Annotated in this window: 10 protein-coding genes and 1 pseudogene; 1 reads left to right on the forward strand and 10 read right to left on the reverse strand. The window is 38.2% G+C overall.

Going from position 1 to position 14,492, the window contains the following annotated elements:
- Positions 1–16: 16 nt before the first annotated feature.
- Positions 17–1,672, forward strand: coding sequence for an AMP-binding protein (locus tag M0R16_04570; GenBank protein ID MCK9612157.1), 1,656 nt, complete (start codon positions 17–19; stop codon positions 1,670–1,672).
- A gap of 4 nt (positions 1,673–1,676) precedes the next feature.
- Here M0R16_04570 and dnaA read toward each other — a convergent pair whose 3' ends face one another.
- The 10 genes and pseudogenes from dnaA to M0R16_04620 form a co-directional block, all read right to left on the reverse strand.
- Positions 1,677–3,113, reverse strand: coding sequence for a chromosomal replication initiator protein DnaA (gene dnaA / locus M0R16_04575; GenBank protein MCK9612158.1), 1,437 nt, complete (start codon positions 3,111–3,113; stop codon positions 1,677–1,679).
- Between the two features lie 174 nt (positions 3,114–3,287).
- Complete coding sequence (locus M0R16_04580; GenBank protein MCK9612159.1) at positions 3,288–4,211, reverse strand: metallophosphatase; 924 nt, start codon at positions 4,209–4,211, stop codon at positions 3,288–3,290.
- Positions 4,204–4,971: a 5'-nucleotidase C-terminal domain-containing protein gene (locus M0R16_04585; GenBank protein ID MCK9612160.1), complete on the reverse strand. Its 768-nt coding sequence runs from the start codon at positions 4,969–4,971 to the stop codon at positions 4,204–4,206. Before M0R16_04585 ends, M0R16_04580 begins: the two co-directional genes overlap by 8 nt.
- Positions 4,972–5,088: 117 nt before the next feature.
- Positions 5,089–6,261 carry a prolipoprotein diacylglyceryl transferase gene (locus M0R16_04590; protein ID MCK9612161.1) on the reverse strand — a complete coding sequence of 391 codons (1,173 nt, stop codon included), beginning with the start codon at positions 6,259–6,261 and terminating at the stop codon, positions 5,089–5,091.
- Between the two features lie 5 nt (positions 6,262–6,266).
- On the reverse strand, positions 6,267–7,511 hold the full coding sequence (gene mtaB, locus M0R16_04595; protein ID MCK9612162.1) for a tRNA (N(6)-L-threonylcarbamoyladenosine(37)-C(2))-methylthiotransferase MtaB: 1,245 nt from the start codon (positions 7,509–7,511) through the stop codon (positions 6,267–6,269).
- A 147-nt stretch (positions 7,512–7,658) separates the two neighbouring features.
- Positions 7,659–8,589, reverse strand: a pseudogene (locus M0R16_04600) (calcium/sodium antiporter).
- 113 nt (positions 8,590–8,702) lie between these two features.
- Entirely contained in the window at positions 8,703–10,625 is a 1,923-nt protein-coding gene (locus M0R16_04605; protein ID MCK9612163.1) for a T9SS type A sorting domain-containing protein, read from the reverse strand.
- 4 nt (positions 10,626–10,629) lie between these two features.
- Complete coding sequence (locus M0R16_04610) at positions 10,630–11,655, reverse strand: hypothetical protein (GenBank protein ID MCK9612164.1); 1,026 nt, start codon at positions 11,653–11,655, stop codon at positions 10,630–10,632.
- Positions 11,656–11,785: 130 nt separating this feature from the next.
- Positions 11,786–12,304, reverse strand: coding sequence for a DnaJ domain-containing protein (locus M0R16_04615; protein MCK9612165.1), 519 nt, complete (start codon positions 12,302–12,304; stop codon positions 11,786–11,788).
- A 4-nt stretch (positions 12,305–12,308) separates the two neighbouring features.
- The gene (locus M0R16_04620; protein MCK9612166.1) at positions 12,309–14,489 is read right to left on the reverse strand and encodes a hypothetical protein; all 2,181 of its coding nucleotides are present in this window, start codon (positions 14,487–14,489) and stop codon (positions 12,309–12,311) included.
- Between the last annotated feature and the right edge of the window lie 3 nt (positions 14,490–14,492).

Consider the following 14,492-nt stretch of genomic DNA (forward strand, 5'->3'; position numbering starts at 1 on the left):
TCCAATTTAATTTTTGATGGCGAACTTTAAAATTCCATTGACTTTTCCTGCCTTATTTTCCAATTCGGTTCAGAAGTTTCCTGATAATAACGCGCTCTCATTTGTTGATAAAAGCCCTATTACATACAAACAAATGAATCAAAGGATTTATGCACTCATTGCATATCTCGAGGATTTAAATGTAAAACAGGGTGATAAAATTGCCATACTCAGCACCAACATGCCTAACTGGGGGATTGCATATTTTGCAATTACTTTCATGGGTGCTGTAGCTGTCCCTTTATTGCCGGATTTTAATACAGATGAAATTGAAAAATTCATTAGCCATTCTGAGACCAGGATGTTATTTGTTTCTGAGAATCTTAGATATAAACTTAAAGGTATAGAAGATGAACTGCCCAAGGATATTATTATTATAGATGATTTTTCGTATGCGGATTCCGGCAATCAAAATGTACGTTTTGACATCGAATCAAAACCGGAAAAGAACTATACTGTTGAAGAGAGCACCCTTGCCGCAATCATATACACATCAGGGACCACAGGGAATCCAAAGGGTGTGATGCTCACACACAAAAATATTTGCTTTGACGCAATAAAATCAAGGATTATTCAACCTGTAAATGAAAACGACCGTTTTCTTTCAGTGCTTCCTCTTTCACATACTTACGAAAACACCCTCGGGTTGATATTGTCAATGATCAGCGGAGCCTGTACATATTATCTTTCCAAACCTCCGACACCGGCCATATTGCTACCCGCACTGCAAATGGTCAGGCCTACCATTATGCTGACTGTTCCTTTAATTATTGAAAAAATATTCAGGAATTCTATACTTCCGAAATTCACCAAGGGGAAGTTGATCAGCTATTTATATTCATTGCCGTTTTTCAGAAAGATACTTCATTTGTTGGCAGGAAAAAAACTGATGAAGACATTTGGCGGGGAAATAAAATTTTTTGGAATTGGGGGCGCTAAGCTTGATAAAACTATTGAACGCTTCCTGATAGAAGCACGTTTCCCTTATGCCATTGGTTACGGGTTAACTGAAACTTCTCCGCTGCTTGCAGGAGCAAACCCAAAATTTACCCGGTTGCAATCAACAGGGCCGGCCATGGAAGGTGTTGAATTGAAAATTGCAAACCCTGATAAAATTACCGGTGAGGGCGAAATATGGGCAAGAGGTGCAAATATTATGATGGGATACTATAAAGATATGGAACAAACAAGAAAGGTACTTGATGAAAGCGGATGGTTCAAAACAGGAGACCTTGGGATGTTTGATAAAAATAACTTCCTTTACATTAAAGGCAGGCTGAAGAATATGATTGTAATGAACAACGGAGAAAATGTGTATCCTGAGGAGATAGAGACTGTGATTAATAATTTTAATTATGTGAGCGATTCTTTAGTAGTTGAAGAAAAAGGGAAACTCGTAGCGTTGGTATATTTTAACAAAGAAGAGATTGAAAAAAAATATCAGCACATTAAAACTGAGGTGTCTGCATACGTGGAACATAAAATTGAAGAATTAAAAATCGAGCTAAAAGAATATATCAACAAACGGGTCAATAAATTTTCACGAATTCATTTGGTAATCGCCCGGCCTGACCCTTTCAAAAAAACAGCAACACAAAAAATCAAACGATTTTTGTATTCAAAAAACAAATAATTTATTACAATTTAATTTTCTTTTCCAAGTCGTCCACGTAAAGTTTAAACTGCTTGTCGGTTTCAATCAGGTTGTTGACTGTACGGCAGGCGTGTAGCACAGTGGCATGGTCTTTTTTGCCGCAGTGCAGACCGATGGATGCCAGTGACGCTTTAGTAAGTTTCTTGGCAAAAAACATCGAAAGCTGTCTTGCCTGAACAATCTCGCGTTTGCGGGTTTTGGAATTCAGCAGGTCAATATTAATGCCGAAATAATCGCAGACAATTTTCTGAATAAAATCTATGGATATCTCGCGTGAATTGGTGCGGATGAATTTGTCAATGATTTGTTTCGCCAGGTCAATGGTAATGGCTTTCTTATTGAGCGACGACTGCGCAAGCAATGAAACATAAGCGCCTTCGAGTTCGCGTATATTCGTTGTGATGTTATAAGCCAAGTATTCCACAACGTCGCGGGGCATTTCAATGCCGTTATTATAAAGTTTCTTTTCAACAATGGCGATGCGTGTTTCAAGGTCAGGCAACTGCAGGTCGGCAGAAAGTCCCCATTTAAAACGTGAGAGAAGCCGCGGTTCAATGCCTTTCATGTCAATGGGTGCTTTGTCAGAAGCAATTACAATTTGGCATCCACGCTGATGCAGGTGGTTGAAAATGTGGAAAAAGGCATTTTGTGTTGCTTCCTTTCCTGAGATAAATTGTATGTCATCAATAATCAGAACATCTAACATCTGATAAAAATTCATAAAGTCGTTCTGATTGTTGTTTCTTACAGCATCTATAAACTGGCTGATAAATTGTTCGCATTGAACGTACAAAACAATTTTATCAGGAAAATTGTTTTTTATCTGTATGCCGATGGCATGTGAAAGGTGTGTTTTCCCAAGGCCGGTGTTGCAATACAGCAACAATGGATTGAAAGCCGTTTTCCCGGGGTTGTTCGCAACTGCATATCCTGCTGACCTCGCGAGGCGGTTGCAATCTCCTTCAACAAAATTATCAAAAGAATAATTTTCATTGAGCTGAGGATGTACCTGGATTTTTTTGAGGCCGGGTATCATAAAGGGATTGGGAATGTCTTTGGAGTTGCCTTTGTTAAGGTCAATAGGCATTGCCATGCTCGGGTTTTTCAACGCCCTGCGGTTTACCGTGGGTGCTTTGATAGTTAGCGGTGATGTGTTGCCGTAACTGTTTTCCATCACAATGCTGTATTCCAACTGCCCTTCAGTTCCAAGTTCTTTTACAATGGTTTTCTTCAGCAAGTCAATATAATGTTCTTCCAGCCATTCATAAAAGAACTGGCTCGGAACCTGTATTGTCAATGTACCATCAATTAGCCTAACGGGTACTATAGGTTCAAACCAGGTTTTAAAACTTTGATATGGAATATTATCCTTTATTATGTTAAGACATCTGTTCCAAACATCATTATGGTCCCGTTTCATTCTTTTTTCCTTCAACTTATCAACAATTATTTTATTTTAATAAAAAAATACTTTTACGTAACGCTTGATTCCCTAAGAATTTATTCGTCATATCCCTTAATTCTGTTTGTTGTTGAAATTGTTTACAAATATTATCATTTTAATAGTAAAAAAAAAATTTTTTTATGATTATTTTTAAAAATTTTTTATTGACTGTGCGTAACAATATTTAACTCCCGCCTTATCAGCAAAATACAAATCTATACGGCCAAGTCTGACTCCATTATTTCCCGTTTGAGCAATGATTACATTTTCAAAATCTGAATTTTTTATGCTTTTTGATGGATCGAGCAGTGTATGAGTATGGCCTCCAATAATGATATCAATATTTTTTGATTGTTTCGCCAGGCTAAGGTCGCTTATCTGGGCATCGTCATATGAATGCCCCAGGTGAGACAAGCAAACCACGAGGTCACATTTTTTTTGTTTTTTTAGCATGTATGCCATTTCCGCTGCTTTCTCAATGGGGTCTATGTAACGGGTTTTCCCGTAGTTTGATGCATTGACAAGCCCTTCAAGTTTGACACCAAGGCCGAAAACGCCAACTTTTATTCCAACGATATCATAAATTTTATAAGCGGGGATTTTATCTTTTAAAATTGTTTCTGAAAAATCATAATTGGATGAAATAATGTCAAAAGTGGCATACGGTAATTGTTTCAGTAAGCCTTCAAGCCCTGCATCGAAATCATGATTTCCTATGTTCATAGCTGTATATCCCATCATGCTCATCAACTTAAATTCCAGTTCGCCGCCAAAATAATTAAAATATGGTGTTCCCTGAAAAACATCACCTGCATCAAAAACAAGTACATTAGGTTCTTCACTGCGGATTTTTTTTATCATGCTTGCCCTGCGTGCATAACCACCCATGTTGGCATACCTGGCATCATTGGAAGGATATGATTCTATCCTGCTATGAGTGTCATTTGTATATAGTATAGTAAGTTTGTATACTTTTTTTTTGTTCTGTGTTTGTGAGTTGACAGGAAATAACAGCATAAAACATAACAAAGCTGTCAGCGTCAGATAAAGAATATGTGTGTTTTTATTATTCATAATATATGCGCTTATCAAGTTTTGCTTGTATGTTTTTTCCTTCCATGGTCAACTCCTTCAGGTATTCAATGATAATATCGCGCATCCTGATATTAAGTGGAAAACTTTCTAAAGCGTCTGAAAAACACCTGACATTGTCTCCGCCATTATACAGGTAATCGGAAGTAAGAATATAGTATTCTTTACTTACGTCAAATTTTTCTCCTCCAATTGTAACATTGGATGCGGTGTTATCTTTTATGCCCATGGAAATACCTGCTACAGGCATACCTCCTTTTGAGGCAATAAAATCAAGCATTTCTTTAACTTTTGCTCCGCTGAGTTTAGCAACATAAATCTCATTATCAAAGGGCATCAGTTCGAAGATGTTGCCAACGGTAATATTCCCTTTTGGAAGTTCCGTACGAAAACCTCCGTTGTTCAGTAAGCACGCATCGGCTTTCAGATTAAACGACTTATGAAAGTATTGATTTCCTTTATGAAATACAAGGTCTGTTACGAAATTACTCAACAAACTTTCGGGTTCATCTTTTGTAAGGGCAATGTCGGAGAAAGCAACAACTTCGTTCATTTTTCTTTCGAGCTGCTTTGTATAAGGTGCAATAAAGGTTTTGACGATTGAGTCTTCACCAATAGCGGAGTTTAAAACAATCATTGAAGTCTGTGTACTTTCTTCAAGAAGGTGCAAATGCTTTGAACAGGATACTGATAGTATCAGTATAAAAATGAAAGAAAAAGAAATAAAAAACCTGTTCGTCATGCTTTTGTTTTTGCAGATGTAATTTTTTTGTTTGTTTGTCTGGAACGCTTATTTGATAAGCCTTACAGAAAGGGTTATGTCAATAAAAAACGGGGATGCAAATAACATAAATTTTTTTCAATTATTGAACAAATTTTTTCTGATTTTTTTATTTCTTCTGAAAAAAAACCAGAAGCAAATGATACTCAATATAATGAGTATGGCGGAAATTATTTCTGCCTGCGTTATTTGTATCCCGACTAAATTAAATTTGTTGTTCACGCGGATTTTTTCCATAAAAAAACGTTGCGCTCCCATTAAAAAAATCATCAATGAAAACAATGCCCCGTGAATTTTTATTTTTTTGCGGAGTGACCACAACAAAATAAAAATGACAGTGCAAAGTACGGTGTCATAAAAAGACGTTGGGAATACAGGGTTTTCGAGTATGCTGCAATATTTTGCAGTGCAGTTGTCAATAACGATACCTTCATTAATGACATTATGCGGAAAACGGAATGCCCACATCCATTCCGGTAGCCAGGAGAGCCATTCAGGTTTGGGATTTAGATTTTCTATACCCCAGCAGCCATCGCCGGAAAGCATACAGCCGATTCTTCCGATGCCATATGAAATAATAATCGCAGGGGCAGCAACATCCAGAAATACGGGTATGGAAATTTTGTATCTGCGGATGTACCAGATGACGACAAGTGAACCTATGATTAGTCCGCCGTAAAAAGTAAGCCCCATGAAAGAAAAAAACTGTCCGAGAGGGTCGGCAAGAAACTCACGAAAATTTTCAAGGTGGTGAAAAATTTTTGCCCCCAGCAATCCCGATATGGCTGCAATTATCAGAATGTTTGTCGAAAGCTGGTAAGGATGAATTTCAATATCAACCCATAAGGGTTCCTCAAGTTTTTGTTTTTTGTGCGAAAGGTAACGTATAACAACAAATATTGCAGCAGCGGCAAAAGCACCGATAAGATTGCCCCTTAATGAAAAAAGATATTCCTGCGGATTGTCGGCAAATTCGCTGTAATTGAAAAGTATCCCAATAAATTTATGTCCTATAAGGAAACCTGCAATGCCAATAAGTATCAATTCCGTAATTTTGGGAGGAGCGCCTTTCAGTTCTTTTTTATGGATAATTTCAAGTAGCCCTTCTTTTTCTTTTCTCTTCAGTTCGAGCTTTATCAGGTAGGCTCCAGTTAGGTATGCTATTGCAACCATCAACCCGTAGCTTTGTATGGGGATATTAATATTCGTCCCAAAGAAATAATTTATTATATCACTGAATTGTGGAAACATATCTTTTAATAGTTTTCTGATTCGGGAAAATCCACATGGCAAATTCCTTCGTTGTCAATGGATTTGATTTTTATGGTTCGTATTGAGTTTAAAATATCTTCGGAGAATTTTGCTTTTACCCTTATATAATTATCAGTATAGCCTAAAACAAAGCCTTTATATATTTTTGATTCAAAAAGGGCATCGCATTCCCTGCCAATATTTTCATTATAGAACTTATTTTTTTTATCGTCAGATATTTGGTGTAACTCCCTGCTTCTCATTTTCTTTATTTTTTCGCCGACTTGTTGTGTTGCTTTTTCCGCTTTTGTATCCGGACGGGAAGAGTATGTGAATACGTGAATATAAGAGATGTCCGTTTTGTTTATAAAGTCAACGGTTTCCTGATGTTCTGTTTCTGTTTCCCCGGGGAAGCCTGTAATAATATCTGTTGCTACACAGGCATGAGGGATAAGTTTTTTTATTTTTTCAACTCTTGCTGCAAACAATCCGGTATTGTAATTTCTTTTCATCAGTTTCAGTATTTTATCAGAGCCGGATTGCAAAGGAATATGAAAGTGCGGCATAAACTGCGGATGTGATAATATGAATTCAATAACTTGATCATTTACAAGGTCGGGCTCAATGGAAGACAGCCGGATACGTTTTATATTTTTAAATTTTTCTATTTCGGTAAGTAAGTCTAAAAGCGTTTCGGAATTTTTTCTTCCAAAATCTCCCAGATTGATACCTGTCAGAACAAGTTCGTTGCATTTTCCGGAAGTGGCATCTTGGATGTTTTTTATTGTGCTTTCCACAGTGGCACTTCTGCTACGGCCTCTTGCCAATGGTATGGTGCAATAAGAACAGAAATAATCACAACCGTCTTGCACTTTGAAAAAAATACGTGTACGCCCTTCATGCGACCACGAAGGGACAAAGGTTTCAGCAGTATTTCTTTGAAATATTTTTTTGTTTTCAAGTATGTCAACGATGTCATATTTACTGTTGTTGCCGAGCAGTAGAAGATTTGTCCCTTCTTTGCTCAGCCTTTCTTTTTTTAATTCAGCCATGCAACCGATAACGGCCACACAAGCTGCCGGATTTTTTTTTTGTGCCTGCCGTATGCTGGCGATACATTTACGTTCAGCTTGCTGTGTCACCATGCATGAGTGTATCACATAAATATTTGCAGTGGAAGTAAAATCTACAAGGCGATATCCTTTTTGTATGAATTTCTGCGAAATAGCCGAAGATTCTGCAAAGTTCATTTTACAACCGAGTGTATGAAAAGCTACTGTAGTCATAAGCGCGTGCAAAGATACATTTTTATAACCGGAAAGAGTTAATGTACTTGAAAAATATAAAGATTTACTGGATTTACTGTGGTGTGCTGATTTTTCAGATATGAAATCTTGTTATAGCATAAAAATATAAACGATATGTATAAAAATAAGAATAATTCCTTCCCGGCTTTCGAGCCTGCGTCCTTTTCCGGTAAAAAGAAAGAGAAAAAGCAGAAAACCTGCCAGTATGTTAATCCAAAGGTCAAGAATGGATGCAGAAATAACCTGTACAGGATAAATCACTGCTGAGGCGCCGAGTATAAAAAATATATTGAAAATGGTTGAACCCACTACATTACCGATGGCAATGTCCACATTTTTTTTCTGACTGCGACAATAGATGTTGCCAGTTCAGGTAAAGAAGTGCCGATAGAAACAATTGTAAGCCCGATGATACGCTTCGACATGCCAAAATCCATAGCAATGTTTATTGCACTAGATACAAAAAATTTTCCGCCTAATATCAAGCCTGCCAATCCTATAAAAATTTAAAATACAGAATTTATATATGAGCGTTTTTTCTTTGATACTTCCTCAGTTATATTGTTTGTTTTGTTTTTCGAGATTTCAAAGTTATAAACCAGAAAAATTACAAAAATAACAATAGTAAGAAACCGTCAGTTCGTGAAATAAAACTTTCATTGCTTTGGTCAAGGATAATATCATTGGTGGCAAACAACAGGGCAATGGCAGCAAGCAGACTCAGAGGTGTTTAAAACCATGTGGTGTCTCTTTTCACTGCCAAGGGTCTGATGATGGAGCAAATACCCAAGATAAATAATACATTGAAAATGTTGCTGCCAAGCACATTTCCCATAACTATTTCATTGGATTTGTCAACTGCAGCAAAAACATTCACAACAAGTTCCGGCGCTGAAGTGCCGAAGGCCACTATTGTTAATCCTATGACAATATCAGAGATGCCCATGCGGACAGCCAGGCTTGATGCCCCGTCAACAAGTTTGCTGGCCCCCAGAATAAGCAGGACGAATCCTGCAATCAGTTATAGAAAATCAAGCATTCAATGTATTTAGTATAACTTCAAATTATGACACAAAAAAAATGTAACATGTTTTTGAAGTCACAAAAATACACTTTGTATCAAAATAAATCGGGCTATAGTTTTAATATTTTCTTTTTTGCCAGAAATGTTTTATTGTCAGAAATTGTTATAAAATATATTCCATTGCTGTATTGATTAACAGCAACTCTATCTTTAAGGCAGCCTGTTCCCGACAATTTAGTTTTGTGCAGTATATTCCCATTATAATCAAACAAGGTAATATAGAAGTCGTTAGGATTTATACTTTCAAATTCTATACATAAGTATTCATTTACCGGATTGGGATAAACTTTTATTTCATATAAATTCCACGGTAAAGTATAAATAAAAGCATCTGTTTCAAAAACAACATGTATGCTATGATTTTCGGTAACATTCACAAATTCATAGTTGGAAACGATACCTATGCTGTTTCCGTCAACCAACACATCAGCAATATAGTAGTTAGCATCCGGAGTAAAAGTAAAACTTTGGTTGCTGCCGTACTGAACTTCCACATCCCCTGCAGGATTTATAGTTCCATTTGCACTTGATGTAGCGGTTATTATCAGTGTATCAATATCAAAAATTACATGTATGGTGTGGTCTTCGGTAACATTCACAAATTCATAGTTGGAAACGATACCTATGCTGTTTCCGTCAACCAACACATCAGCAATATAGTAGTTAGCATCCGGTGTAAAAGTAAAATTTTGGTTGTTACCATACCAAACCTCCACATCCCCTGCGGGGTTTATAGTTCCGTTTGCACTAGCTGTTGCAGCTATTATCAGCGTATCCGTGTCAAAAATTACATGCAGGGTGTGATTTTCAGTAACATTCACAAATTCATAATTTGAAACAACGCCTATACTGTTTCCGTCAACCAACACATCAGCGACATAGTAGTTTGCATCCGGAGTAAAAGTAAAACTTTGGTTATCACCGTACTGAACTTCCACATCCCCTGCGGGGGTTATTGTTCCGTTTGCACTAGCTGTTGCCGTTATGGTCAGTGTGTCAATTTCAAAAGCTGCATGTATGGTGTGGTCGGCGTTTACATTATTAAATGTATAGGTAGCAACAGGGCCGACACTTGCGTCATCAACAGCAACATCTAATATATGAAAACCTGTTTCCGGTGTTATAGTGTATAACTGGTTGTTGCCCGCATCAACATAAACTGTATCGGGAGGGTTGATAGTTCCTCCTGTATCGGTTGTAGCTATAATTTCATAAAATGCAACTTTGGTAAAATTATGGATGTAGGTATGGCCGTACTGTGAAAAAGCATTTTTTGCCCGTATGCCAAGAAAATTGCTTCCTATGGGCAATGCCGACAAATCAAATGTTTCTGAAAAATCCCAGAGCGTGTCAGCAGGCAGCGTCATGGGCGTGGCGTTTCCTATACCGGGCTCGGTGTTGAAAAAATATTCATACTCAGTCAGGTCTGATATGGGCACATTGCTGTAATTGTCAACGTAAAAACGATAAGTATGTGTTATGCCCCAGTTATTATATGCATCTCCGGCACGGATACCAATAAAATGCATACCATTTCCAAGAGCACTGATGTCAATAATCTCATTCAGTGCCAACAAGCTGTCCGGCGTAATGGGAAGGGATATTTGTTTGCAATAGCCGCTGTCATGGTCAAAAAAGTATTCCACTTTAATAATATCGGGAATTTCGCTTTCCGTAGTATAATTATCAACCAGAAAATGGTGAACATGTGTAATACCCCAGTTGCCAATGCTGTCTTTGGCACGTATGCCGAGAATATGATGTCCGTTGGTTAAGCCGGTAACAGGAAAGAGCTCATTCAGATTGAGTAGGCTATCGGGTGTGATACTTATCTGAGTGGCAAGCCCGTAACCTGGGTCGGAATCAATGAAGTATTCTGCAGCTGTTACATCCGACAATACAGTCTGGGCCTGGATTGGCATGAAGAACAGCATAAGCAGAATACCTGATATATACTTAAGATATGCTTTCATAAAACTAATTGTTAGATTTAATTTTTATGTCTGAAGGCAGGTTGCTGTTTCCGGAGCCGGTGGCGGGTGCGTAAAAATAATATATTGCAGGAACCGGAGGTATGCCAGATAATTTATAAGGGTTGTTGCCTCCAAACATCCCGCAATCCTCTCCCAAAGCACCATACCCTATAGCCGGATTCGATACGTCATCAATCAACCTGTATTTGCCATCAGGGCTTGGATCCGAAAGATTGAAAACCAAATTCATATCTACATTTTGCATGTTGTCGGGCAAAGGGAATTGAGTGCCATTGCCAATGTTGTTGCTGACAATAGAATTGGTGCTGGAAAAATTTCCGTTTTTTATTATGTTATTAAAGACATTGGCATTATACAGGTAAACATTCCCTGAAAAAACATTGTGTGTTACGGTTGCCGAGCCATTGCTTAAGTTGTTTAAAGCAGTTCCTCCTGATGTGTGAGCAATATAATTGTTTGAAATAATAAGGCCTATGGTGCCTGAATTGGGCGTGTAAATAGCCCATCCGTTTCCTGCACGTTCTATATAATTCTGAACAATTATTGTTTTAGATGCATATATTCTAATCGCAGGTTGATTATCGCTGTGCGTTGAGGAAAGATAAAAACAATTTCTCTTAATGGTTATACATGTGTCGTGTATATCTATACAGGTGTAATAGTTTCCGGAAGAAAATTTAATTCCCATAACTATCGAACCGGTTGAACCTTCATAAAAAGAGCTTCCTCCAACAGTGGCATTAAACTGGTTTGCCTGAGTTTGAGGATTGTTGCCCAGAAAATACCCGGGGCCAATAATGACAACTCTTTTACTGCATGAAAAGCCGCTATAGTTAACAGGAGAACCTTCCACATAAATAGTGTCGCCGCTTGCTGCAGCGTTAATAGCTGCATTTATTGTTGTATGGGGTGCGCCCAGCCCCTGATTGTTTACTCTTATCCGGGCTGCCTGGGTTGTAAAAGCAGTAATCATGATTACTGCAAACATGATGTAAAACTGTTTTTTCATGATTTTTAGATTTATGGATGAATAATTATTTTACAAATGAATAAATTTGAGATGTTAAAAATAATATAAATTTTATTTACAAACAACTTTTTTAAATTAAATTTAAAAAATGTTCTCTCCTGATAAAATATCAGTATTTGCCCTGCGATTTTTTTTCACGCCTAACGATTCTCACCCCAATAATAAGAATTGCCAGTGAAATCATACTAAACAAAAGCCCTATAAAATTAAAATTGAGAATCAGGTCAATCATTCCGTATATGATACCTAGGCAAAGTATCCCTACAATAGAATAAAGTATAAATCTGTTTAATCTCCGGATATTACGTGCATAGTGTTTTGGGTATGCCGGGGGTTGATGCGTACTGCGCTGGTAATAGCTGGCATCTGCAGGATGCCGGAAGCGGGGGTCGGTGTTTACTTTATGTGACCCGGGGTATTTCAGCTCAAAATCATAGCGTTTTCTCAATGCGGGGTCAATCAGGGTGTGATAAGCTGTATTTAACAACTGAAAAATTTCAACCGAGTCTTTACCGTGATAAACGTCAGGATGATATTTGCGGGCTTTTTCTTTGTATGCTTTTTTTATTTCATGGGGTAATGCGTGGTGTGATATCCCTAATATTTTATAATAATCAATAACCGCCATACCCTTATTTTTGGGTTTCTTTAATGATTTTGCCGTTTGCTTTTTTCAGTATTTTTCCGCCTTTATTAATTATTTCTACGCCTTCTTTTATAAAAAGACAGGCATTTTTTTTTAGTATGATTTGCGCTTTATTATTAAGAGTGAGTTTGCTATTGGCTTCTAAAATCATGGTGCTTCCATTGTCAATGACCAATTTCGATTTTGGTTGTAAAATGATTTCGCTTCCTGTTTTGGCAACGAAATTAGTAGTAGGGGAGAAGTACCCGCTGATGCTGTCGCGAAACAACTGATTGGGCGTATAATTCTGGTCTAATAAAATAGTTTTTCCGCCTTGCAATATCAGCTTTTCATGAAGGATAATTTTTCCCGTCCATCGGGTGTTGTTTTTAACTTCGTAATCGTCCCAGCCGATATCCACTTTGAAGGTTCCATTATTAAGGTCTTGCATTTTTATGTACAATCCGCTGAGATAAATACTTCTTGTATTGGGAAGTGATGTTTTATTGAATTTTTTTGACCCCTGATTTACATAATATGTTACTGTATTGACAGGTGCGGGGTTAGTTCCAATATCCATCACAGCCCCATCGGTAAAGGCATCCAGGTTGTCGCCGAGGTAGGGCAGATTATCGTATCGTTTTCCTTTACGATAAACAATAGCGGGAAATTCAAACCTGCCGCGGTCGCTGATGCTTTTAAGATTTCCTTCTGTATCAAAAAAATGTGTTTGCTGGTCCACATAACCCGAAAGCGGGTTGGGTTTGTTGCAGGATTCTGAATGATACACCGACTTCCATGCTACGCAAAATACCGTATCTGTAAGCGAAATGAGTTCCATATCCCAATTGCCTTTGGCGTTTACAACCCTGAGGTTGTCAGTTTCATTAAGCGGAAAAACTTCTTCATATTTATTACCCTCGATAATATCCCTGCCTACCTGAATATAGGAGTATATACCCGGTGTTCCTGCGTCTCTGCATTCGGCAGAGTTTGAAAACTGCAGAAAATCTAATTTTCCGTTTTTCCCTACCTGGTGGTTTTCGAGCCACAGGTATTGATTTGATGCATTTTCATCCACATAAGGAAGTTGTATCCGGATGGCGTCACCTGTGCTGACAAAGTCGCGCAGGATAAATGTTTGTCTGCCTGATGCTTTGTTGATGTCTGAATTTTTTCCACTGGCAGCAATGGCAAATTGGTCGGGATTGTTGATGCTGTCAAACCATCCCAGCCGCCAGCGTTCGTATGCGTTACAACTTATCAGGCTGGAGCTGTAGCCGCCGATGATACCCCAGCCGCCCTGAATGCCTATGAAAGTACAAGCCGAGTAAGTCCCGTAATGATTTCCTCCTGAAGCATGAAACCCGTTGCCGCCCAGCAGGGCGTGAGAAAACTCATGAATGAGTATGGATTTTCCTGGTATTGAAAACTCAGACATTCCAAGGTTTTGGCACGAAAGCATTCCGTGTTCGTAGTAAACGCTGTTATAAAATTTTAACATATTGGATTTGCCGGCGCTCATAAAAAAGTTTCCTTCACCGGGGTTGTGTTGACCGTAATTATAGAGCTGCTTACTTCCTTCGTAAGTTCTGCCGCTGTTTCTGAGGATTACCTGAATAAAATCAATCTTTCCGTTGGGCGTTGTACTTTTTTTTAAGCCTGATTTTCCGCGTTCAAAAAAGTCGTAGTCGGATATCGAATCGTGGCCGAACACCGTCCTTACGCCTCCCTTCTGGTTAATTAGGTTTATAGAAGCTTTTATCAGGTCATTATATGTAAAGTCTTTGCCGGGTTTATCTGGTGTGATAGCCGATTGAGCAATGTTCACTATAATAAAATCTCCCAGATAGATAAAGTTACCCAGGCTCGATTCGTAGAAATATTTTGTGACCCAGCCTGTGGGTTTGTGGTTGTGTAAGTCGCTGTTCATAAAACCCGAAAGCATAGCGGTGGGGACATTATCGTTGATGCTGTTTGCTTTTCCGGCTTGCCAGGGGTGGGTCTTGTCGTTGTACAGCGGGTCACGTTCAGGTGTTTGGTCGTAAACGATATTGATAAGGATGTTCAGGGCACGCATTTTTATTTTTGCAGGAATGCTGTTACCGTTACGACTCGAATATTTGAACTGGGCTAAAGATAGAAGCGGCAAGGTGATGAATAATAGGATGAAAAAATTTTTTTTCATAAA

This window comes from Bacteroidales bacterium (genome assembly GCA_023228145.1).
Lineage (GTDB): Bacteria > Bacteroidota > Bacteroidia > Bacteroidales > CAIWKO01 > CAIWKO01.

Coding starts and splice junctions, on each gene's coding strand:
- M0R16_04580 (MCK9612159.1), bottom strand. CDS start 4,211: ATGAATAATAAAAACACACATATTCTTTATCTGACGCTGACAGCTTTG.
- M0R16_04615 (MCK9612165.1), bottom strand. CDS start 12,304: ATGGCGGTTATTGATTATTATAAAATATTAGGGATATCACACCACGCA.
- dnaA (MCK9612158.1), bottom strand. CDS start 3,113: ATGAAACGGGACCATAATGATGTTTGGAACAGATGTCTTAACATAATA.
- M0R16_04620 (MCK9612166.1), bottom strand. CDS start 14,489: ATGAAAAAAAATTTTTTCATCCTATTATTCATCACCTTGCCGCTTCTA.
- M0R16_04605 (MCK9612163.1), bottom strand. CDS start 10,625: ATGAAAGCATATCTTAAGTATATATCAGGTATTCTGCTTATGCTGTTC.
- mtaB (MCK9612162.1), bottom strand. CDS start 7,511: ATGAACTTTGCAGAATCTTCGGCTATTTCGCAGAAATTCATACAAAAA.
- M0R16_04585 (MCK9612160.1), bottom strand. CDS start 4,971: ATGACGAACAGGTTTTTTATTTCTTTTTCTTTCATTTTTATACTGATA.
- M0R16_04610 (MCK9612164.1), bottom strand. CDS start 11,655: ATGAAAAAACAGTTTTACATCATGTTTGCAGTAATCATGATTACTGCT.
- M0R16_04590 (MCK9612161.1), bottom strand. CDS start 6,261: ATGTTTCCACAATTCAGTGATATAATAAATTATTTCTTTGGGACGAAT.
- M0R16_04570 (MCK9612157.1), top strand. CDS start 17: ATGGCGAACTTTAAAATTCCATTGACTTTTCCTGCCTTATTTTCCAAT.